Origin of the sequence: Saccharomonospora iraqiensis subsp. iraqiensis (assembly GCF_000430445.1) — a bacterium.
GTDB classification, from domain to species: Bacteria; Actinomycetota; Actinomycetes; order Mycobacteriales; family Pseudonocardiaceae; genus Saccharomonospora; species Saccharomonospora iraqiensis.
This window is the reverse complement of record NZ_KE387040.1, coordinates 15,620-36,113: the sequence shown is the minus strand read 5'-3', so window position 1 is coordinate 36,113 and position 20,494 is coordinate 15,620. Positions and strand designations below refer to the sequence as shown.

Here is a 20,494-nt window from a genome sequence, read left to right as displayed (position 1 = left end):
CGAGCGCATCTCCACCTCGGCCGCCATCGGCTGCGCCACGGCGGGCGTGCCACTGCTGCGGTTGGAACGCCCCGGCTGGCGCCCGGGGCCCGGGGACGACTGGCGCTGGGTGGACTCCCTGGACGACGCGGCGGCGCTGGTGCCCGCACTCGGCTCGCGCGTGTTCCTCACCAGCGGACGCCAGGGCCTGTCCGCTTTCGCCGGGGTCGACGACGTGTTCTTCCTCGCCCGCTGTGTCGACCCGCCGGAGCCGCCACTGCCGCCGCGGATCGAGGTGCTGCTCAGCCGTGGCCCCTACCGCGCCGAGGACGAGGCGGCGCTGCTGCGCGACCACCGCATCGACGTGCTGGTCACCAAGGACAGCGGCGGCACGCTCACCGAGGGCAAACTCACCGCCGCGCGCGAACTCGGCATCCCCGTGGTCATGGTGCGCAGGCCGGCCCACCCCGACGTCGCGGTGGTCACCGACGTCGACCGGGCACGGGCGTGGGTCGCCGACGGCCTGCGTATCCGGGATCACGCCGCCGGGGCGTGACCCGCGGCCCCCGTCACGTCCCGCCCAGGGCGCCGGTGAGGTAGTCCCGCAGCGCGACGGCGTTGTTGTGCTCGGTCTCCTTCGTGGCAAACAGCAGGGTGACCGGGCCGTGCTCCAGTGCCTGGCGCAGCGTCGCGAGACCCTCCGGGTTGTCGTCGAGTTCCCGCCGGTAGCGCTCGCGGAACTCCTCCCAGCGGTCGGCCCGGTGGCCGAACCATTTGCGCAGCTCCGAACTCGGGGCGAGATCCCGCAGCCAGCCGTCGAGCGCGAGTTCGTCCTTGCGGACGCCGCGCGGCCACATGCCGTCGACCAGGAACACCCGCCCGCGCAGCGCCGAGCCGTCCCGGACGTCCGGGTCGTAGACCCGACGCACCGCGATGTCGTCCGCCGTCACCGCCATGTTCCGCCCCTGATCGCCTGATCATCCGACACGTCCAGTGTGTGCGCACCGGCCGGCACCCGCACCCGCTCCCGCACCGCCCCACCGGGCGGGCGAGCTCATCGGAGGTTGCGGTCGGCGTAGACGCGCATGGCGTCCCGGACGAACTCCGCCGAGTCCGGGTAGTTCGCCGCGAAGCGCGGGTCGTCGACGTAGAGCTGCCCCAGACCGGTGAAGGCCTCCGCCGACGGGGCCGTGCCCTGCCACCCCGCTCGCACCCACTCGTAGTGCCGCCGGGTGATCGCCTGTACCTCGTCGCTGTCCGGGGTGAGGCCCCGCGCGCGGGTGTCGACGAAGTCGGCGGCGATCTCGCGCTGGGTGCGTCGGAACTCGTCGCGGTCGTCCGCGGAGAGCGAGCGCCACCAGCGGTCGCCGCGGTCGTAGGCGTCGCGGCCCCACTTCGCGACGACCTCGTCCTTGTACCGGGTGTGGTCGAATCCGTCGAACGCTTCGGTCGCCATGAGTTCTTCTCCCCGTTCGTGTTTGCGCAAGGTCGTTCGAACCGACTCGATCTGCCTGCCGAGGCGTTCGCGTTCCCGTTCCAACCACCGCAGGTGCGTGCGCAGGGCGGCGGTGCTGTCCCGCTCGCCGTCCAGCACCTCGGCGATGGTCGACAGGCTGAGCCCCAGCTCGCGCAGCAGCAGGATGCGCTGCAACCGCAGCAGGGACGCCGCGTCGTAGTAGCGGTAGCCGTTCGCGCCGATGCGGCTCGGCGGAAGGAGGCCGATGTCGTCGTAGTGCCGCAGGGTGCGGCTGGTCGTCCCGGCCGCACGGGCGATCTCCTGGATGGAGAACTCGTCGGTGCGCGACATCGGACCTCCCTCGATCGCGTCGGTTCCGACGCTAGAAGTTGACGCGGCGGAAAGGTCAAACCCAGCGGCCGCGCCCCCGCGTCCCGGGAGGAGCACCGCGGCTCGCTTTCGCTCAGTGAAAGTGACGGCTGCCCTGCCGCTCCCGACCTGATGTGATCGGGCCATGCTCCCCCGACAGCACGCCACCGAGAACCAGTACGGCCACGACATCACCGACCGGATCCCGGCGGCCGGATCCGTCCCGGGCATCGCCGCCCTCCCTCCGTGGCACGACGCCGTCTGGCGACGGGCCGCGCCCTACCTCGCGGTCCGGGACAACGACGCGCACACCATCCACTCCTACGGCCTCGCCCACGCGCTGACCGAGCTGCACCCGGACGCCGATCCCGAGGTGGTGCTGCCCGCGATCCTGCTGCACGACACCGGCTGGTCGCAGGTCCCGGAGGGGGACGTCCTCACCGCGATCGCGCCCGGCGGGAACCGTCCCGACCTCGTCCTGCTGCACGAACGGGAGGGCGCGCGGATCGCACGCGGGATTCTCGACGAGCTCGGCCACGACCCGGACCGGACCTCCGAGATCGTCGACATCGTCGACGGGCACGACACGCGAGTGGAGGCGTTGTCGCTCAACGACGCGTTGGTCAAGGACGCCGACAAGCTGTGGCGGCTCACCCCGCACGGCATCGGCACCGTCATGAACTGGTTCGGTTTGGACCGGGACTCCGCGTTGCGGCTGATCAGCGGCCGGGTCCACGACCACCTGTTCACCGAGTCCGCCCGGACCATGGCGCGTGCGCTGGGTGCGGTGGGGTGGGTCGACTCCAGCCCCCAGCGGGTGGCCCTCGGTTGACCCGGACCATCCTCGAAAGGTCCGCGGACCCGGTCGGGAGGAGGCATCGTGTCCGGTGAATCCACGTCGGGCCGGTCGGTGACGTCGAAGGTGCTGCGCATTCTCGCGGCGTTCGAGTCCGGTCCGGCGTCGCTGTCGCTGACGCAGATCGCCGAGTCGGCGGACCTGCCGCTGCCCACCGCGTACCGGCTGGTCGGCGAACTCGTCGAGTGGGGAGCCCTCGGCCGGGACGACACCGGCCGGTACGGGGTGGGACTGCGCCTCTGGGAGGTGGCGCAGAACGGTGGGCGACAGCTCAGGGACAGCGCACGGCCGTACCTGCAGGACCTGTTCTCCCTGACGCAGGAGACCGCCCATCTGGCTGTCCGGGAGGGGCACGAGGCGTTGTACATCGACCGGGTCTACAGCTCGAAGCGGGTGCCCCGCGCCTCGCGGGTCGGTGGGCGGCTCCCCCTGCACGCCACCGCGGTCGGCAAGGTGCTGCTCGCCTACGAGGACGACTGGTTCCGCGAGGCCTACCTCGCCCGTGACCTGGAGACCCCCACCAGGAGCACGCACGTGCATCCGCAGCGTCTCCGGGAGGAACTCCAGCAGAGCCTGGAGCAGGGTTACGCCACGACCTTCGAGGAGGTACGGCCGGGATCGTGTTCGATCGCGGTCCCGGTCTTCGGTGGGTCGGACACGGCGGTGGCCTCGATCGGTCTGGTCATGCTGTCCACCCAGCTGCCGCAGATGCCCCGCTACCTGCCGACGTTGCGGGGCGTGGCCGCCCGGATCGACCGGGCCTTCGCCCGGTTGCCGATCAACGGTCTTTCCGCAGGTCACGCCGGACGCGGATCCGGTTGACACGCAACTCACTTTCGTCCAACGAAAGTGGCTCGTTGTCCCCCACGACCGCACGGGCGCAGACTGCGCCCCAGCGATGCCAACCCGATCACGACACGAGGGAGTGCCGATGTCAGCGTCGACTGACGCCCCGACCGCGGAGGGCCCGGGATGCCCGGTCCACCACGGTTACGAGCCCTTCCGGCAGTTCGACCCGTTCCCGGCATACGCGGCCCTGCGTGCCGAGGAGCCGGTCATGTACGACGAGCGCATCGGGTACTGGGTCGTGACGCGCTACGACGACATCAAGCGGGTCTTCGACGACTGGGAGACGTTCAGCAGTGAGAACGCCCAGGCCCCGGTCCGCGAGCGGGGCCCGCAGGCGAAGCGGATCATGGAGGAAGGCGGCTTCACCGCCTACTCCGGGCTGTCCGCCCGTGTCCCGCCGGAGCACACCCGCATCCGCAGGGTCGTGGCCAAGGCCTTCACGCCGCGGCGGTACAAGGCACTCGAACCGGCCATCCGGGCCAACGTCGTCGACCAGCTCGAACAGCTGCTGAGCAAGGACAGCAGGACCGGGGATCTGGTGCGGGAACTCGCCTATCAGGTCCCGACCGTCACCATCCTGACCCTGTTGGGTGCCGACACCTCACAGGTCGACACCTACAAGCGGTGGTCCGACTCCCGCTCGGCGATGACCTGGGGGGATCTGAGCGACGAGGAACAGGTGCCGCACGCGCACAACCTGGTCGAGTACTGGCAGGAGTGCCTGCGGCTGGTCGCCGACGCGCACGGGAACGAGCGGGACAGTCTCGTGGGTGACCTCGTCCGCGCACAGCGGGATGGGGATCCGATCACCGACCACGAGATCGCGTCGGTCTGCTACAGCTTGCTGTTCGCCGGGCACGAGACGACCACGACCCTGATCTCCAACCTGCTGCGCGTGCTGCTGGACCATCCCGGGCAGTGGCAGCAGGTCGTCGAGGACCCGAAGAAGATCGCGGGAGCGGTCGACGAGGTGTTGCGCTACAGCCCGTCGATCGTGGCCTGGCGCCGCAAGGCACTCGCGGACACGACGGTCGGCGGGGTGGACATCCCGGCGGGCGCGGGTCTGCTACTGGTGATGGGGTCGGCCAACCGGGACGCGGAGAAGTTCGACGACCCGGACACGTTCGACATCTCCCGGCCGAACGCGCGGGAGCACCTGTCCTTCGGCTACGGCATCCACTACTGCCTGGGCAACATGCTGGCGAAACTGCAGGCCAGGATCGCGGCGGAGGAGGTCGCCCGGCTCGCACCGGGGATCCGGCTCACCGACGGTGCCGCCATCGACTTCGTCGACAACCTGTCCTTCCGCACCCCTGTCGCCGTGCCCGTCACGTGGGAGGACTGATCATGCACGACACCGAGTTCATCCAGTTCTTCGACGGTGCCACCGAACCGCGGCACGAACTGCTCGGCGGCAAGTGCGCGTCGCTGGTCACGATGACCGCCGCCGGGATGCGGGTTCCCCCGGGCTTCGCCGTGACCACCGCGCTGTACGACGCGTTCGTCGCGCACAGCGGCCTGGATGCCGAGATCGGACGGCAGCTCGCGGACCTCGATCCCGACGACGTGACCGGTGTGGACACCGTCTCGCAGCGCATCCGGGACGCGATCTGCGCCCGGGAGATCCCCGCCGAACTCCGGGAGCGGGTCCTCACCGCGTACGCGGACCTGCAGGCCCGCTTCGACGGCGACGTCCCCGTCGCCGTCCGCTCGTCGGCCACCGCCGAGGACCTGCCCGACGCCAGCTTCGCCGGACAGCAGGACACGTACCTGGGGCTGCGCGGGGCGGAGACGGTACTGGAGCACGTGCGCCGGTGCTGGGCCTCCCTCTACACCAGCCGCGCCATCCTGTACCGCCTGCGCAACGGGATTCCCGACGAGGGACTCTCGATGGCGGTGGCGGTGCAGAAGATGGTCAACTCCGCCGTGGCCGGTGTGGCGATCACGATGAACCCGGCGAACGGCGACCGTTCGAAGATCACGATCGACGCCTCGTACGGTGTCGGGGAGATGGTGGTGTCCGGCCAGGTCACCCCGGACAACACCGTCCTCGACAAGGTGACGCTGTCGGTCGTCTCGGAGACGGTCGGCGACAAGCACGCCGAGCTGGTCCCGGATCCCGCGACCGGAACCCTGGTCGAGCGGGACGTCGACCCGGCGCGCCGTGCGCGACGCTGCCTCGACCGGGACGCCGTCGCGGCCGTCGCCGCGATGGCCAAGCGGGCCGAGAAGCACTACCGGTGCCCGCAGGACGTCGAGTGGGCCGTCGACGCGGACCTTCCCGACGGGGAGAACGTCCTCCTGCTGCAGTCCCGCCCGGAGACCGTCCACTCGTCGAGGACGGCGACCCCGTCCTCGCGGGGATCCGCGGCCGCGACCGGGTCCGGCGGCACGGGTCTCACCAGCCTCACGTCCGCGTTGACCGGGGGCCTGCGCCGCGGCTGACCCGCCCCTCCGCCCCAGCTCCCCCGCACCCCGTTCCGGCCCGTACCGGTCAGCCTGCCGCGCGGCGGGCCGCCCGGTGACGGCCGGACCGAGCCACGACCCCACGACGACAGGGACAAGGCATGACCGCCCAGACGACGATGAAGTCCTTCCCCAAGCCCTCGGAACTCCCCGTGCCCCCCGGCGCCGAGGGGTGGGAACGGCTCTACCCGTACAACCTCGTCTTCCAGAACCTCAGCGGTGCCGAGGACGAGAAGTTCTGGTTCTGCGACAGCCAGCACTGGCCCACCGTGTTCAAGCCGTTCGAGACCATCGGCGGCGAGTTCGCGGTGAAGTGCCTGGGCCAGTACAACACCCGCCATCTGCGGATCCCCTCGGCCAACGGCATCGAATTCAAGATCCACCTCGGTTATCTGTACATGAGCCCGATCCCGGTCCCCGAGGACGAGGTTCCGGAGCGGGTCCCCGAGTTCGAACGCCGCGTGGCGTACTACTTCGAGAACTGGGACACGCTGCTGGAGTCCTGGCACCGCAAGGTGCGGGCAACCATCGCGGAGATGGAGTCGCTGACCTTCGAGCCGCTGCCCGAGATGGTGCCGTTCGCCGACATCGAGAGCGGCAAGGCCAAGGACGGCTCGGAAGTTCTGATGGAGAACTACGACCGGCTGATCCAGCTCTGCTATCAGAACTGGCAGTACCACTTCGAGTTCCTCAACCTCGGCTACCTCGCCTACCTGGACTTCTTCGGCCTCTGCAAGCAGCTCTTCCCGGACATCCCGGACCAGTCGGTGGCGCAGATGGTGCAGGGCGTCGACATGGAGCTGTTCCGGCCCGACGACGAGCTCAAAAAGCTCGCGATCCTCGCGACCGAACTCGGCCTGCAGTCGGCGTTCACCGACACCGACGACGTGGCAGGCACCCTGGACCGGATCCGCCGGGCCCCGGGCGGTCAGCGGTGGATCGACGCCTACACCGCCGCGCAGGACCCGTGGTTCAACTTCACCGTGGGCAACGGCTTCTACGGGCACGACAAGTACTGGATCGAGCACCAGGAGATCCCGCTCGGCTACATCGCCGACTACATCGGCAGGCTCGACCGGGGCCAGCGGATCACGCGTCCGGTCGACGAGCTGATCGCCGAGCGCGACCGGATCGTCGCCGAGTACCGCGACCTGCTCGACGGCGAGGACCTGGCGACCTTCGACGCCAAGCGCGAACTCGCCGCGACCGCCTACCCCTACGTCGAGAACCACAACTTCTACATCGAGCACTGGACCATGGGCGTGTTCTGGCGCAAGGTCCGCGAACTGAGCTCGGTGTTCGTCGACGCGGGCTTCTGGTCGGAGCGCAACGATCTCCTCTACCTGACCCGGGGCGAGGTCCGCGACGCGATCTTCGACCTGGTCACGGCGTGGGCGGTCGGTGGTGAGCCCACCGGTCCGCACTACTGGCCGGCGGAGATCGAACGGCGCCGCGGCATCATCGACGCGCTGTCCACCCGGCGTCCGCAGCCCGCGCTGAACACGCCACCCGCGGAGATCACCGAACCGTTCACGATGATGCTCTACGGCATCACCACCGAGCAGGTGCGGCAGTGGCTGGACGACGACGAGGGCGGCGAGGACGACACGATCACCGGGATGGCCGCCTCACCCGGTGCGGTGGAGGGGATCGCCCGCGTCGTCACGCACGCCGACGAGCTGGGCGAGGTCCGCGAGGGGGAGATCCTGGTCGCGACGATCACCGCCCCGTCCTGGGGTCCGGTCTTCGGCAAGATCAGGGCCGCGGTCACCGACATCGGCGGGATGATGAGCCACGCCGCCATCGTGTGCCGCGAATACGGCCTCCCGGCGGTGACCGGCACCGGCAGCGCCTCGACCACCCTCAAGTCCGGCCAACGGCTCCGGGTCGACGGCGACACGGGGCGCGTCGAGATCGTCGAGGGCTGAGCGGTGGCGGACACGACGGGAGAAGGGGCCGGGCGCACCGCACTCGTCACGGGTGCGGCCGGCGGGCTCGGCCGGAGTTTCGCCCTCGGCTTCGCCGCACGCGGGTACCGCGTCGCCGTCGCCGACGTGAACGTCGCGGGGTGCGCGGAGACGGCCCACCTGATCCGCGACCGGGGCGGCCCGACCCCCTGGCACGGGGAGCTGGACGTCACCTCGGAGGAGTCGACCCGGCAGGTGGCCGAATCGGTCGCCGCGTTCGGGGACGGCCGGATCGACGTGGTGGTGAACAACGCGGCGGTCTACGGCGCCGTGACCCGGTCCCCGCTCGAGGAGGTCGACCCGGCCGAGTGGGACCTCGTCATGGACGTGAACCTCAAGGGCCCGTGGATGGTCGTCCGCGCGTGCAGCCCGTTCCTGCCCGAGGGCGGGCGCGTGGTGAACCTCTCCTCGGCCACGGTGTACAGCGGTTCGGAGAACTGGCTGCACTACGTCGCGTCCAAGGGTGGCGTCATCGCACTCACCCGGGTGATGGCGAAGGAACTGGGCCGCAGGTCGATCACGGTGAACGCGATCGCACCCGGGTTCACCCTCACCGAGGCGAGTTACGGACTGATGGACAACGCCGAGGAGTACGGCGTCGACCGCACCGCGTTGCGTCGGGCGGGCCGACCCGACGACGTCGTCGGTGCCGCGTTGTTCCTCGCCGGTCCGGACAGCGCCTACCTCACCGGCCAGACACTCGTCGTCGACGGCGGCAGGCAATTCGTCTGACCGCTGATCGTCCGACACGAACCACAGGGAGAGCAACACCATGCCGCAGATCACCTTCACCGACCACACCGGTGACCACCGCACCGTCGAGGCGAACGCGGGCGACTCCGTCATGGAGACCGCGGTCCGCAACGGCGTCCCCGGAATCGTCGCCGAATGCGGCGGGTCGCTGTCCTGCGCGACCTGCCACGTCTTCGTGGACCAGGCCGACCTCGCCGCGCTGCCGGACATGGAGGAGATGGAGGACGAGATGCTCTACGGCGCGGCCGTGGACCGTACCGACACCTCCCGGCTGTCCTGCCAGATCACGGTCACCGACGGGATGACCCTGCGGGTGACCACCCCGGAGACGCAGGTCTGAGCCATGGCGGAACCCGGCCTGCTCATCATCGGGGCGTCCCAGGCGGGGGTGCAGCTCGCCGTGTCGCTGCGCACCCTCGGCCACACCGGCCCCATCACCCTGGTCGGCGAGGAGAACCATCGCCCCTACCAGCGCCCCCCGCTGTCGAAGGAGTTCCTGCGGGGATCGGTCACCGAGGAGAAGTTGATCCACCGGACCGGACGGTTCTGGGAGGACAACGACATCCGCGTGGTCACGGGCGAACGGATCGTGCGCGTCGACAAGGACGCGGACGGGTCCGGGGTGGCACACGCGGCGTCCGGCACGACCTTCCCGTTCGACCGGCTCGCGTTGACCGTGGGTGCACGCGCCCGCGACTCGGGCCTCGACGGGTCCGACCTGCCCGGGGTGCTCTCCCTGCGCGACGCCGACGACGCACTGGAACTGAAGTCCCGCGCCCCCGCGGCGTCGGACGTGGTCGTGATCGGTGGTGGCTTCATCGGACTGGAGGCCGCCGCGAGCCTGCGGTCGATGGGCAAGCGGGTCACCGTGCTGGAGGCGGGGCCGCGTCTGGTCGGCCGCGCCGTCGGCCCCGAGACGTCGGAGTACCTGCTGAAGCGGCACACCGAACTGGGCATCGAGGTCGTCCGGAACGCCCGGGTGACCCGGATCGTGTCCGGTGGCGACGCGGTCGGCGGTGTGCAGGTCGACGGGCGGTTCCTGGCCGCGGATCTCGTGCTCGTGGGGGTCGGGGCCGTCCCCAACACCGAACTGGCCGAGTCCCTCGGCCTGGACTGCCGGGACGGCATCCGGGTGGACGAGTACGCGGTGACCTCCGACGGGGTGACCGTCGCGGCGGGCGACTGCACCAACCTGCCGAACCCCTTCCCGGAGGCACCGGACGGCGACCGGATCCGGTTCGAGAGTGTGAACAACGCGATCGAGCAGGCGAAGGTCGCGGCACACACGCTCACCGGCGATCCCCGGCGCTACACCGGCGTTCCGTGGTTCTGGTCGAACCAGGGGGACCTGAAGCTGCAGATCGCCGGGCTGTCCTCGGGATACGACCGTGCACTCGTCCGGCACGACGCGGAAAGGGGACGGTTCTCCGTCCTCTACTACCGCGGCGACCGTGTGATCGCCGCGGACTGCGTCAACGCCCCGCTCGACTTCCTCGCGGTCAAGAACGCGCTGGCCGCACGCAGCACCATTCCCTACGACCGAGCGGCCGACCCCGCGGTCGCGCTGAAGGCCCTCACCGTCGGCACCTGACCCCGGTCCAGGAGCAGAAACGAGCCCGCATGCCAACCGAACTCCCGCCCACTCCGATCGCCACCCCACTCGGGGTGGACACGACACCGATCTCGCTCACCCCGGCGGCCGGCACCGACCTCGAACCGGTCTGGTCGGCGGTGGTGCCGGAGACGAGAGCCCGAAGCAACGACATCCACCTGCCGATCTCGCTGGCGTACGCCGAGCGGCTCTGCGCGGCCCACCCCGAGGCCGACGCCCTGCTGGTGCGGGTCGCGATCCTGCTGCACGACACCGGATGGGGGCGGGTGGACGAGGACCGCATCCTCACCGAAGGGTTCACCGGCGACTGGCGGCGGGCCGCCATCCGCTACGAGCACGAGAAGCAGGGCTGCCTGATCGCCCGGGAGGTCCTGCCGCCGCTCGGCTACGACGACGGGTTCGTGGACGAGGTCGTCGCCATCATCGACGGGCACGACACCCGCAAGGAGGCCAGGTCCCTGGAGGACGCCCTGGTCCGCGACGCGGACCGGCTCTGGCGGTTCGACCACGCGGGGATCGCGCTCGCCTCCGGGTGGTTCGGGATGGACCCGGCGAGCTACTGCGACCGGCTCGCCGAGGAGATCGTCCCGGAACTGTTGACCGAGGCCGCGATCACCCTGGCCACCAGCGAACTCGACCGTTCCCAGGCACTGCTCAAAACGGGAGTCCTGCGATGACGACGCTCACCCGCCCGGATGTCCGTGCCCGGCTCGACCTGCCGTGGACCCACGTCGACGACCACTACGTGGCCGGAGCCTGGACGGCGTCGACCGGCCGCACCCGCATCGACGTCGTGGACCCGGCGACCCAGGAGCCCTGGGGGTCGGTCCCGGACGCCACCCCGGACGACGTGGAGGCCGCGACGGCCGCCGCCGACCGCGCGTTCCGGGACGGTCCCTGGCCGCGGCTGCGGCCGGCCGAGCGCGCCGGCTACCTGCTGCGCATCGCCGACGAGGTGAAGAAACGCGCGGAGGTGATGGCCTGGACGACCTCCCGGGAGAACGGCACGCCGATCACCGAGACCCTCGGTGCCGCGTCGAACGCGGCGGGGATCTTCCGGCACTTCGCCGGGCTCGCCTCCCACCTGGAATCGCCCGATGTCCGGGCGTTCCCCGGCGGGAACGCGGAATCCCTCGTCGACCGCGATCCGGTGGGCGTGTGCGCCCTGATCGCCCCGTGGAACTTCCCCATCAACCTCGTCGTCACCAAGCTCGCCCCCGCCCTGCTGGCCGGCTGCACCACGGTGATCAAACCGGCGTCGCCGACCCCGCTGTCGCTGCGCTTCGTCGTCGAGGCGGTCGAGGCCGCGGGGGTCCCCGCGGGGGTGGTCAACCTGCTCACCGGCTCCGGTGCGGTCGGGGACGCGCTCGTCCGGCATCCCCGCACGGCCAAGGTGGCGTTCACCGGGTCGACGCCGGTCGGCCGGAAGATCGCCGCGGCCTGCGGGGAGCTGCTGCGGCCGGTCACCCTCGAACTCGGCGGGAAGTCCTCGGCGATCGTCCTGCCCGACGCCGACCTCGACGCCATGTCACGGGTGCTGATCCGGTCCTGCCTGCGCAACACCGGGCAGACCTGCTACATCTCCACGCGGATCCTGGCGCCCGCGCAGCGCCACGACGAGATCGTGGACATGGTCACCCGGACGGTCACCGAAGCCAAGCTCGGTGACCCGTTCGACGAGGACACGGTGTTCGGGCCGGTGGCCACCGGTGCGCAGTACGACACGGTGCTGGACTACCTCGCCTCGGCCCGCGCCGAGGGAGCCCGGGCCGTCGCGGGCGGGCACGCGGCCGAGGTCGACCGTGGCTGGTTCATCGAACCCACCGTCCTCACGGACGTGACACCGCGGATGCGGGTCGCCCGGGAGGAGATCTTCGGCCCGGTCGTCACCGTGCTGCGCTACGAGACCGTCGACGACGCCGTGGCCCTCGCGAACAGCACGGACTTCGGACTCGGTGGCCTGGTGTTCTCCGACGATCAGGATGCGGCCCTGGCCGTGGCGCGCCGGATGGACACCGGTTCGGTGGGAATCAACTTCTTCGCCTCCAACCACAACGCGCCGTTCGGCGGTCGGCACGACTCCGGACTCGGGGTGGAGTACGGGGTCGAGGGGCTCTCGGCATACCTCAGCTACAAGTCGATCCACCGGCGTCCCTGACGTCAGGGACGCCGGCCGGGCCGTGGCCTCGCACCGAGGCAATCGTCGCGAACTCGCTTTTCGCTCAGTGGAAGTGGTGGCTGCCATGCCGCGGCCGTCCTGATGAGATCAGCGCCTGTCCCCCGGCGAAGGCCCCGAGAACCGACCGCGCGCCGGGCCGCACAACCACACGCACCGACTCCCAGCACAGCGAAGGATTCTCGCCATGACACAGCGCAGCGTCACCCGGACCACGGTCGGTATCGTCGGCGGTGGCCCCGCGGGGCTGATGCTGTCGCATCTGCTCGCGCGGGCGGGGATCGACTCGGTCGTCGTGGAGCGGCGCACCCGGCGGGAGATCGAGGAAACCGTCCGGGCGGGCATCCTCGAACGGGACAGCGTCCGCCTGCTCGTCGACTCCGGCGTGTCGGACCGCGTGCTGCGGGAGGGACACGAACACCGGGGCATCGACCTCCGGTTCGGCGGGACGAGCCACCGGATCGACTTCCAGGGGCTGGTGGGCGCCTCCACCTGGCTGTACCCGCAGACCGCCGTGTTCGTCGACCTGGCCGAGGCACGCGAACGGGACGGCGCGGACGTCCGTTTCGGCTGCGACGACACCGCGGTCGTCGACCTCACCAGCGACCGGCCGGGCATCCGGTTCACCGACGCCGACGGCGTGGCGCAGGAGGTGCGCTGCGACTTCCTCGTCGGCGCGGACGGCTCGCGCAGCATGTGCCGCCAGGAGGTCCCCGAGCCGGAACGGCGGCAGTTCTTCCGTGAGTACCCGTTCGCCTGGTTCGGCATCCTCGCCGAGGCACCGCCCAGCTCCCCTGAACTGATCTACTCGCACTCCGAACGCGGCTTCGCCCTGATCAGCCAGCGCACCGAGACGCTGCAGCGCATGTACTTCCAGTGCGACCCGGAGGAGGACGTCGACGCCTGGTCCGAGGACCGCATCTGGGAGGAACTGCAGGCCCGGGTCGCCGGTGAGGACGGGTTGCGGCTCAAGGAGGGCCCGATCGTCGACAAGACCGTGCTGCGGTTCCGCAGCTTCGTCTGCGAACCGATGCGGTACGGGAACATGCTGCTCGCCGGGGACGCGGCCCACACGGTGCCGCCCACCGGGGCCAAGGGCCTCAATCTCGCCCTGGCCGACGCCCGTGTCCTGGCCGAACTGCTCGAACGCGCCGTGCGTAAGAACGACCCCGACGCGCTGGACGAGTACAGCCCGCGGGCGCTGGCCCGGGTGTGGAAGGCGCAGCACTTCTCCTACTGGATGACGAGCATGCTGCACCGCCTGCCCGAGGCGAGTGACTTCGACGTGCGCAGGCAGCTCGGTGAGCTCTCCTCGGTGGTGGAATCGCGCGCCGGCTCCACCTACCTCGCCGAGGCCTACACCGGCTGGCCGTCGTCGTAGGACCGAGCCCCGCCCGCAGCCCCCACTCGCGTCACCCGTTCGGGTATCACTCGGGCGAGTTGCCGTGGATCGCCCGCGTGACGTAACACACTCGACGTCCTCCTCGAATGCCCGGCGAATCGAGTGAAGGGGGACGCGGTGAGCGGTCCGCGGGACGGCGTGGTGGCCCGAGAGGTCGCGGCGATGGTCGAAGCCGACGAGAGACTCTCGGACGAGGCGAAACTCGTGGTACTGGCGGCCCTCGACGGCATGGCGGACCCGGTCGGTGTGCTGGAGGGTGCACCGCAACCGCCCCGCCGCGCGACGGAGGAACAGGACCGTTCCACCCCGGACCCGGTGGGTGCCTTCCTCACCCGCATCACCGCGCGGGGATTCCGCGGGATCGGCCCGCCCGCGACGTTGGACCTCGCCCCCGGCCCCGGCCTCACGATCGTGTCCGGCCGCAACGGCTCGGGGAAGTCGAGTTTCTCCGAGGCGCTCGAGTTCGCGCTGACCGGCAACACCTACCGGTGGGACAAGCGGGCGGCCGTGTGGTCGGAGCACTGGCGCAACCTGCACGACGGCGAACCGTGTTCGCTGCGCATCGGCCTCGCCGAGGAGGGGCGGGGAGAGACCACCGTCGGGGTCGACTGGCCGTCCGACCCCGGCGCCCGCCTCACGGACTTCCGGTCCTGGATCCAGCGCCCCGGCGGGAAACGGCAAGACGGGCTGGACAGCCTCGGCTGGGACCGCGCGATCGAGCTGTACAAACCGATCCTCTCGTACGACGAGCTCGGCGGCCTGCTCGAAGCCGGGCCGAGCAAACTGTTCGACAAGCTCGACGCGGTGCTCGGGATCGAACAGGCCACCGACGCCCAGGCGCGGTTGCGGGAGTCGCTCAAACGGCGGGAAGGTCCCGAGGAGGAGGCCAACGAGGAGCGGCGGGCCCTCAAGAAGGTCCTCGCGGCCGTCGACGATCAGCGTGCGGAGGCCGCGCTGCGGGAACTGAACAAGCGTCCCCCGGATCTCGGCGAGGTCGAGGCCATCGCCACGGGGACGGTGCGGGAGCCCGGCAGCGACCTGCGGACACTCCGGGCGCTGACCCGGGCCCGCGTGCCGGAGCGGCGGGAGGTCACCGACGCGGCCCGCGCGTTGCGGGAGGCACTCGCCGAGTTCGCCGAAGCCGGTGTCGCGGCCACCGACGCGGCCGGAAAGCGTGCCGCACTGCTGGAGGAGGCCCTCGATCTCCATGCACACCAGGGAGACGGCGACTGCCCGGTGTGCGGCGAGGGCAGGCTCGACGGCGCCTGGCGCGACCGGGTCCGGGCCGAACTCGACGCCGAACGCACACGCCGGGAGCACCACCGGGCGGCCCGGCGCCGACTGGACCAGGCACGGCAGGCCGCCCACGAGCTGATCCGCGGGGTCCCGCGCCCCGAGGCCCCCGGACGCTTCGAGCTCGACGCACACACCGAGGCCGACGCCGCCTGGACCCGCTGGTCCACACCGCCGGGCGAGGACACCGCCCTGGCGGACCACCTCACCACCGTCTACGACGACCTGGAGGCCGCCACGGACCTGCTCCGCCACGAGGCGGAGGAGCTGCTGACCCGGCACGAGGACGCCTGGGCCCCGTACGCCACCAGGCTCGCCGCCTGGGTCGGCATGGCGGCACGGGCCCGGGAGGGAGAACCGGTGGTGACCGCGGCCCGTGCGGCGCACGAGGCCATGAAGACGGCGGTCGAGACCCTGCGCAACCGGCGACTGGCCGCGTTGAAGGACGCCGCCCGCCGGACGTGGGCCGCGTTGAAGCAGGAGAGCAACGTCGACCTCGGCGAGATCGAGCTCACCGGGTCCGCCACCCAACGCCGGGTCAAGCTGCACGCGGACGTCGACGGCACGGAGGCCCGGGCGCTGGGTGTGATGAGTCAGGGCGAGCTGCACGCCCTCGCGCTCGCGTTGTTCCTCCCGAGGGCCACGATGCCGGACAGTCCCTTCCGCTTCGTGGTCCTGGACGACCCGATCCAGGCGATGGACCCGGCGAAGGTGGACAGCTTCGTGCGCATCCTGGCCGAGATGGCCGAGACGTACCAGGTCGTCGTCTTCTCCCACGACGACCGGCTGGCGCAGGCGGTGCGGCACCTGGACGTGGCCGCGACGATCCGGCAGGTGACCCGGAACAACGGGTCCGCCGTGGCGGTCGAGCGGTGCCTCGACCCGGTGGAGCGCTCACTCGACGACGCGTTCGCGCTGTGCAAGGACCGGGAGAACCTGCCGGAGGACGTACTCGCGCGGGTCCTGCCCGGGTTGTGCCGGATGGCCGTGGAGACCGCCGCCCGCGAGGTGTACATGGGCCGCCGGTTCGCCCGCGGTGATGCGCGGGTCGACGTCGAGGACACCTGGCAGGCCGCGGACCGCACACAGCAGAAGCTCGCCCTCGCACTCCACGACGCCCCGGAGGCCGACGTGTCCGGTTGGCGGAACAGGGCGAGACATCGCGGGAACACCTATGCACTCGTGGTCCGCAATGTGCACACCGGACTGCGGAGAGATCCGATGGACGCGGTGCGGGATGTCGAGAAGACCGTCGCGGATCTGCGGGAGGGCGCCCGATGACGGGCACGGCCACGTCCTCGGCGGCCGCACTCCTGGACCACGCGCGCACGGTGCTGGCCGGCAGGCACACGGTTCCGGCAGCGCAGGTGCCCCGGGCGGCGGCGATCCTCGCCCGTCAGGCACTCGAGGACGCGGTCGAGGCCCGCTGCCGGGCCGCCGGTGCCGAACTCGGCGGCCACAACCAACGGTCCCGGCTGATCGTGCTGCGCATGCTCGTCGGCGGCCCGGTCAGCGACAGCGCCGCGACCGCCTGGGCGGGGTTGAGCCGTGCCTGCCACCACCACGCCTACGAACTGGCGCCCACCGTCGGCGAGGTCGCCCAGCTGATCGAGCACGTGGCGGCGGTCGTGACATCGCTGCCGGAGGCGCACCGGCCGGAACCGGCCGCGTCCCGCCCCGGTGCGCGGGACGCGGGGTGACGACAGCGCCGGCTCACATCCGTGGCCACGACGTGTCCTCCGGTGGACCCGATGGTGAGGCCGCACGGATCCGGGGTGCGGGCCGTCGCCGTGGTCACCGGTCACGGGACAGCCGACGGCGTTCCACCCGGGCAGGCTCCAGCCACAGCGGTGCGCCGATGCGCCGCCCGAGGGGCACCGGCGACGTGCCCGGTTCAGTCCTCCTCGTCGACCGTGGCCGCGGCCGGGTCGTACCAGACCACCCGGGCGCGGACGTCGTCACCGCGGTGGAACCCCATGAGCGCGTCCTCCGGGCGGTTCAGGCTCATGCGCAGACTGCGGTCGGTGGAGACGAGGAAGGCGTGGTCCTCGAACGCCAACCCCCATCCGGCGATCCGTCCGTCGATGCGTTCCCGGTAGACCTGCCAGACGGCGAAAACGCGCGGCGCGTGATCCGCGACGATCGATTTCAGAGTGTTGTCGAACTCCTCCTGGCTGCACCAGGGCGTGTCGGGGGAGTCGCCGGGCGGCGGGTCGGTGTGGGCGGCCATGACGTCCTTTCGATTCTCGCGGCACGCACGCGAATCGCCGACCACGTGCGCTGACTTGCGTGTTACATGTCTGTGTAGCACGCTATATGCGCACGGAGAAACACGGAAGGTATCGATCGGGTGAGTCGACTCCATGTCAAACCTGCACATGAATGGCGTTCACCCGGCGGCCGTCCCGGAAGGGGGAAGAATGGTTCGTTCCTCGGCACCGTTGCGCAGACTCGGCGCGGAACTGCGACGACTGCGGGAGGCCACCGGCCGCACCCAGGCCGACGTGGGCGAGGCGATCGGCCGCTCGCACACGACCCTGGTGAACTGGGAACGCGGGAAGAACAAGCTCAGCAAATCGGATCTGGTGTGCCTGCTGGCCGAGCTGCGGGTGCCCGCGGACGTGCGCAAGGGGCTGGAACTGCTGCGGGCCGAGGCCGGTACCGGCACCAGCCCGTGGGCGGTCTACGGCCTGCCGGACTGGCTCCGCCCGCTGGTCAGCTTCGAGGAGGACGCCACGTCGGTGACCACGTTCCAGCCGGTGATCATTCCGGGGCTGTTGCAGACCGAGGACTACGCCAGGGCATCACACGCCACCGCCCCACAACTGGCCGCACCGGACAATATCGAGCGCTGGGTGGCCGCGCGGATGCGTCGGCAGCAACGCCTGCGGAACGACCCCCACTTCCGGCTGCACGCCGTAATTTCCGAAGCCGCGCTGCACCTGTACGTCGGCGGGGTAGCGGTGATGGCCGAGCAGCTGCGCCAACTCGTCAAAGCCACCGAGACCGACAACATCACCATCCAGGTGTTGCCGAGCAGCCGGGGCGATCACGCCGGGGTGGCCAACAACTTCACCGTGCTGCATTTCGCCAACCCGTCCGCCGATCCGCCCCTGGGCTATTTCGACGGGCCGTTGGGTGGTCACATGGTCAGCGATACGGGCGACGTCGCCGCGATGGTCACGATGTTCGACGACCTGCGCGCGGCCGCACTCGCCGGAAGCGAATCGGCGTCCCTGCTGGCTGCCATACTGGAGGAGTACCAGTAGAAGAGGAGGCGAGCGTGCGGGATCTGTCCTCGGTCACCTGGCGCAAATCCAGTTTCAGCAACGCGGGCGGCGAATGCGTCGAGGTCGCGGCGCTCGACGACGGCGACATCGCCGTCCGCAACAGCAAGGCCCCGGACGCGGGCACCGTCCTGTTCACCCGTGCCGAGATGGCCGCCTGGATCGACGGCTGCAAAGCAGGCGAGTTCGACGACCTGCGCTGACGAGCGCGACCCGGGGCCCGGGCGCGACCCGGGTACCGCCGGGTGTCACCGGCCACCGACGTCTACGCGTGGTTCTCCCGGGCGTAGGGGCGTGACCACAGCGCCATCTGCAGGGTCACCGCCTTGAACCACGCCTGCTGCATCTTCTCCACCTGCTCGGCGCTGTGGCCCTTGGCGGCGAGGAAGTCCCGCATGGTGGCCGTGATCGGGTAGATGAACGCGACCATGTAGCGCAGCGGAATCGGTGTCGTGGAGTCCACCCCGTCGGTGACGTTCTTCTTGTCGACGGTGTGCCGCAGGGCGATCTCCTCCTGGTAGTCCAGCCACGCCCGGTCGAACGGGCGGCGGCAGGTGTCCAGGATCCACTGCTTGAAGCGGGGCCGCACCCGGTCCAGGTAGCGCTGGATCGGCTCGCCGCCGGGGGTGGAGAAGTACGTCATCAGGTGCGGGTGGTCGGCCACGAAGCCGTACCACACGTCGAGCACCTTGTCGGTCTGGTCTTCGAGCACGTCACCGGCCGTCCGCAGCGCCGCGCGGTCGTCGTCGGTGAACATGACGGTCTGCAGGAGGTGGTCGAGGTCCTCCTCGGTCATCGGCGACCGCGTGGCCGTGTGGCCGTAGTCGTACCCGGCGATGTCGATCGTCTTCTGCTGGGTGGCCATCCCGCCCCTCCTCGGAGTCCGCGCACAGTGGCTGCCGTACCCCGGGTGTGCCCGTGGGCGGGACGGACAAACCCGTGGGCGGTGGCCTGGGGGAAGGCGGCGACCCCGCCACCGCCACGAGGCCGGATGCCGTGGCGTGAGCGTCCGACACGCCGCTGTCGCCACCACGCCGGTCCGGCCCGGTCAGGCGCGGGTGTTCACGCTCACCGGCCAGGAACCCGTCGGCGGGACCCAGCCCTGGAGCTCGGCGTACTGACTGACCCGCGTGTCGCAGTTGATCACCTGGAAGTGCAGGTGCGGTCCGGTGGAGTTGCCCGTGCTGCCGGACCAGGCGACGACCCGCCCCTGGGGAACCCGGGTCCCGGCGTCGTGCAGCGCGCGGTTGAGGTGGGCGTACTGGGTGCACAGGCCGTTGGAGTGCCGGATGATGACCTCGATGCCGTTGGCCTGGTACGGCGACCGGCCCGAGTACACGATGGTCCCGGCTTGTGCGGCGGAGACCTCGTAGTTCGCCGGCAGGCGGAAGTCCCAGGCGTACTCGTTGTACGGACCGGTGTGCGAGTAGGTCCCTTCCGGACCCTGGGTGACCTGGTACGCCTCCCCCGCCGGGTACGGCAGCTCGTAGTAGTAATCGGCGGCCGAGGCGGGTGCGGCCGTGCCGAGCGCAACCGCCGGGACCGCGAGCGCGGTCGATGCCGCCGCACCCACCCTACGCAGCACTCTCCTCACCCTGTCGGACATCGTGCCCACCTCCTCCTCGTCGGGAAGTGCCGGGAAGGGGTCCCGGCACGGACACAGTCCACCAAGACGATCGGTCCGGACCAAACAACTCCGGTTCCGCGCGGGCCGTGTTCACCGAAAAGTGGAGAGCTGCGTAGCGTCCCGGTGTCCTCAGTCCCCGGAGTCGTGCTCACCCGTGGAGTCGGGATAGCTGCGCGGCGTCCACACCACGCGGGTGCCGTCCGGCTGCTCGCGCACCCGGGTGCGCGAGGACCCGACGATCAGCAGGGTGCGCATGTCCACCGTCTCCGCGTCGAACCCGGCGAGGGTGTCCACCCGCACCGACTCCCCGTCGCTGCCGACGGCGCGGGCGAGCACCACCGGGGTGTCCGGGGCGCGGTGGCGCAGCAGCGCCTCCCGCGCGGCCTCCAGCTGGGTGCGGCG

The 20,494-nt window shown here is 70.8% G+C and carries 21 protein-coding genes and 1 pseudogene; 16 read left to right on the top strand and 6 right to left on the bottom strand.

Going from position 1 to position 20,494, the window contains the following annotated elements:
• Positions 1-535, top strand: a 535-nt coding sequence (locus ACTIR_RS21210) for a precorrin-6A/cobalt-precorrin-6A reductase (protein WP_034237892.1), incomplete at its 5' end; no start/stop codon positions are given.
• A gap of 13 nt (positions 536-548) precedes the next feature.
• On the opposite strand, the gene ACTIR_RS0102130 is transcribed toward ACTIR_RS21210, so the two are convergent.
• Together ACTIR_RS0102130 and ACTIR_RS0102125 are read right to left on the bottom strand one after the other, a co-directional pair.
• Complete coding sequence (locus tag ACTIR_RS0102130) at positions 549-935, bottom strand: DUF488 domain-containing protein (protein ID WP_026453054.1); 387 nt, start codon at positions 933-935, stop codon at positions 549-551.
• A 98-nt stretch (positions 936-1,033) separates the two neighbouring features.
• Positions 1,034-1,786 carry a MerR family transcriptional regulator gene (locus ACTIR_RS0102125; protein ID WP_026453053.1) on the bottom strand — a complete coding sequence of 251 codons (753 nt, stop codon included), beginning with the start codon at positions 1,784-1,786 and terminating at the stop codon, positions 1,034-1,036.
• Positions 1,787-1,949: 163 nt separating this feature from the next.
• On the opposite strand from ACTIR_RS0102125, the gene ACTIR_RS0102120 reads away from it, so the two are divergent.
• The 13 genes from ACTIR_RS0102120 to ACTIR_RS21205 all read left to right on the top strand — a co-directional run bounded on the left by ACTIR_RS0102120 (position 1,950) and on the right by ACTIR_RS21205 (position 16,878).
• On the top strand, positions 1,950-2,636 hold the full coding sequence (locus ACTIR_RS0102120; protein WP_026453052.1) for an HD domain-containing protein: 687 nt from the start codon (positions 1,950-1,952) through the stop codon (positions 2,634-2,636).
• Positions 2,637-2,684: 48 nt separating this feature from the next.
• Positions 2,685-3,482: an IclR family transcriptional regulator gene (locus tag ACTIR_RS0102115; RefSeq protein WP_199285556.1), complete on the top strand. Its 798-nt coding sequence runs from the start codon at positions 2,685-2,687 to the stop codon at positions 3,480-3,482.
• Positions 3,483-3,591: 109 nt separating this feature from the next.
• Positions 3,592-4,854, top strand: coding sequence for a cytochrome P450 (locus ACTIR_RS0102110; protein ID WP_026453050.1), 1,263 nt, complete (start codon positions 3,592-3,594; stop codon positions 4,852-4,854).
• 2 nt (positions 4,855-4,856) lie between these two features.
• On the top strand, positions 4,857-5,954 hold the full coding sequence (locus tag ACTIR_RS0102105) for a PEP/pyruvate-binding domain-containing protein (RefSeq protein ID WP_026453049.1): 1,098 nt from the start codon (positions 4,857-4,859) through the stop codon (positions 5,952-5,954).
• Positions 5,955-6,076: 122 nt separating this feature from the next.
• Complete coding sequence (locus ACTIR_RS0102100) at positions 6,077-7,903, top strand: PEP-utilizing enzyme (RefSeq protein ID WP_026453048.1); 1,827 nt, start codon at positions 6,077-6,079, stop codon at positions 7,901-7,903.
• A gap of 3 nt (positions 7,904-7,906) precedes the next feature.
• Positions 7,907-8,674, top strand: coding sequence for an SDR family NAD(P)-dependent oxidoreductase (locus ACTIR_RS0102095; RefSeq protein WP_026453047.1), 768 nt, complete (start codon positions 7,907-7,909; stop codon positions 8,672-8,674).
• A gap of 40 nt (positions 8,675-8,714) precedes the next feature.
• Entirely contained in the window at positions 8,715-9,035 is a 321-nt protein-coding gene (locus ACTIR_RS0102090) for a 2Fe-2S iron-sulfur cluster-binding protein (protein ID WP_026453046.1), read from the top strand.
• A 3-nt stretch (positions 9,036-9,038) separates the two neighbouring features.
• Entirely contained in the window at positions 9,039-10,286 is a 1,248-nt protein-coding gene (locus tag ACTIR_RS0102085) for an NAD(P)/FAD-dependent oxidoreductase (RefSeq protein WP_026453045.1), read from the top strand.
• A gap of 29 nt (positions 10,287-10,315) precedes the next feature.
• Positions 10,316-10,984, top strand: coding sequence for an HD domain-containing protein (locus tag ACTIR_RS0102080; protein WP_026453044.1), 669 nt, complete (start codon positions 10,316-10,318; stop codon positions 10,982-10,984).
• The gene (locus ACTIR_RS0102075) at positions 10,981-12,465 is read left to right on the top strand and encodes an aldehyde dehydrogenase family protein (RefSeq protein WP_026453043.1); all 1,485 of its coding nucleotides are present in this window, start codon (positions 10,981-10,983) and stop codon (positions 12,463-12,465) included. The genes ACTIR_RS0102080 and ACTIR_RS0102075 overlap by 4 nt, the downstream gene beginning before the upstream one ends.
• A gap of 205 nt (positions 12,466-12,670) precedes the next feature.
• Entirely contained in the window at positions 12,671-13,864 is a 1,194-nt protein-coding gene (locus ACTIR_RS0102070; protein WP_026453042.1) for a 4-hydroxybenzoate 3-monooxygenase, read from the top strand.
• A 138-nt stretch (positions 13,865-14,002) separates the two neighbouring features.
• On the top strand, positions 14,003-16,459 hold the full coding sequence (locus tag ACTIR_RS0102065; protein ID WP_154663639.1) for an ATP-binding protein: 2,457 nt from the start codon (positions 14,003-14,005) through the stop codon (positions 16,457-16,459).
• Entirely contained in the window at positions 16,456-16,878 is a 423-nt protein-coding gene (locus tag ACTIR_RS21205) for a hypothetical protein (RefSeq protein WP_052583683.1), read from the top strand. Before ACTIR_RS0102065 ends, ACTIR_RS21205 begins: the two co-directional genes overlap by 4 nt.
• A 194-nt stretch (positions 16,879-17,072) precedes the next feature.
• Here ACTIR_RS21205 and ACTIR_RS21200 read toward each other — a convergent pair whose 3' ends face one another.
• Positions 17,073-17,408 carry a hypothetical protein gene (locus ACTIR_RS21200; RefSeq protein WP_052583682.1) on the bottom strand — a complete coding sequence of 112 codons (336 nt, stop codon included), beginning with the start codon at positions 17,406-17,408 and terminating at the stop codon, positions 17,073-17,075.
• Positions 17,409-17,598: 190 nt separating this feature from the next.
• Between ACTIR_RS21200 and ACTIR_RS0102050 the strand changes: the two genes are divergently transcribed.
• Positions 17,599-18,447, top strand: a complete 849-nt coding sequence (locus tag ACTIR_RS0102050) for a helix-turn-helix domain-containing protein (protein WP_026453040.1) — start codon at positions 17,599-17,601, stop codon at positions 18,445-18,447.
• 14 nt (positions 18,448-18,461) lie between these two features.
• The gene (locus tag ACTIR_RS0102045; RefSeq protein ID WP_026453039.1) at positions 18,462-18,668 is read left to right on the top strand and encodes a DUF397 domain-containing protein; all 207 of its coding nucleotides are present in this window, start codon (positions 18,462-18,464) and stop codon (positions 18,666-18,668) included.
• 62 nt (positions 18,669-18,730) lie between these two features.
• On the opposite strand, the gene ACTIR_RS0102040 is transcribed toward ACTIR_RS0102045, so the two are convergent.
• The 3 genes and pseudogenes from ACTIR_RS0102040 to ACTIR_RS0102030 all read right to left on the bottom strand — a co-directional run.
• Complete coding sequence (locus ACTIR_RS0102040; protein ID WP_026453038.1) at positions 18,731-19,330, bottom strand: protoglobin domain-containing protein; 600 nt, start codon at positions 19,328-19,330, stop codon at positions 18,731-18,733.
• A gap of 183 nt (positions 19,331-19,513) precedes the next feature.
• Complete coding sequence (locus ACTIR_RS0102035) at positions 19,514-20,071, bottom strand: M23 family metallopeptidase (RefSeq protein WP_026453037.1); 558 nt, start codon at positions 20,069-20,071, stop codon at positions 19,514-19,516.
• A gap of 150 nt (positions 20,072-20,221) precedes the next feature.
• Positions 20,222-20,494: pseudogene (locus ACTIR_RS0102030) on the bottom strand (hypothetical protein); the annotation flags it as partial.

Bases quoted from the DNA above. Each gene is read 5' to 3' on its own strand.
- ACTIR_RS0102130 (WP_026453054.1), bottom strand. From the start codon at position 935: ATGGCGGTGACGGCGGACGACATCGCGGTGCGTCGGGTCTACGACCCG.
- ACTIR_RS0102125 (WP_026453053.1), bottom strand. From the start codon at position 1,786: ATGTCGCGCACCGACGAGTTCTCCATCCAGGAGATCGCCCGTGCGGCC.
- ACTIR_RS0102120 (WP_026453052.1), top strand. From the start codon at position 1,950: ATGCTCCCCCGACAGCACGCCACCGAGAACCAGTACGGCCACGACATC.
- ACTIR_RS0102110 (WP_026453050.1), top strand. From the start codon at position 3,592: ATGTCAGCGTCGACTGACGCCCCGACCGCGGAGGGCCCGGGATGCCCG.
- ACTIR_RS0102105 (WP_026453049.1), top strand. From the start codon at position 4,857: ATGCACGACACCGAGTTCATCCAGTTCTTCGACGGTGCCACCGAACCG.
- ACTIR_RS0102100 (WP_026453048.1), top strand. From the start codon at position 6,077: ATGACCGCCCAGACGACGATGAAGTCCTTCCCCAAGCCCTCGGAACTC.
- ACTIR_RS0102090 (WP_026453046.1), top strand. From the start codon at position 8,715: ATGCCGCAGATCACCTTCACCGACCACACCGGTGACCACCGCACCGTC.
- ACTIR_RS0102085 (WP_026453045.1), top strand. From the start codon at position 9,039: ATGGCGGAACCCGGCCTGCTCATCATCGGGGCGTCCCAGGCGGGGGTG.
- ACTIR_RS0102080 (WP_026453044.1), top strand. From the start codon at position 10,316: ATGCCAACCGAACTCCCGCCCACTCCGATCGCCACCCCACTCGGGGTG.
- ACTIR_RS0102075 (WP_026453043.1), top strand. From the start codon at position 10,981: ATGACGACGCTCACCCGCCCGGATGTCCGTGCCCGGCTCGACCTGCCG.
- ACTIR_RS0102070 (WP_026453042.1), top strand. From the start codon at position 12,671: ATGACACAGCGCAGCGTCACCCGGACCACGGTCGGTATCGTCGGCGGT.
- ACTIR_RS21205 (WP_052583683.1), top strand. From the start codon at position 16,456: ATGACGGGCACGGCCACGTCCTCGGCGGCCGCACTCCTGGACCACGCG.
- ACTIR_RS21200 (WP_052583682.1), bottom strand. From the start codon at position 17,408: ATGGCCGCCCACACCGACCCGCCGCCCGGCGACTCCCCCGACACGCCC.
- ACTIR_RS0102050 (WP_026453040.1), top strand. From the start codon at position 17,599: ATGGTTCGTTCCTCGGCACCGTTGCGCAGACTCGGCGCGGAACTGCGA.
- ACTIR_RS0102040 (WP_026453038.1), bottom strand. From the start codon at position 19,330: ATGGCCACCCAGCAGAAGACGATCGACATCGCCGGGTACGACTACGGC.
- ACTIR_RS0102035 (WP_026453037.1), bottom strand. From the start codon at position 20,071: ATGTCCGACAGGGTGAGGAGAGTGCTGCGTAGGGTGGGTGCGGCGGCA.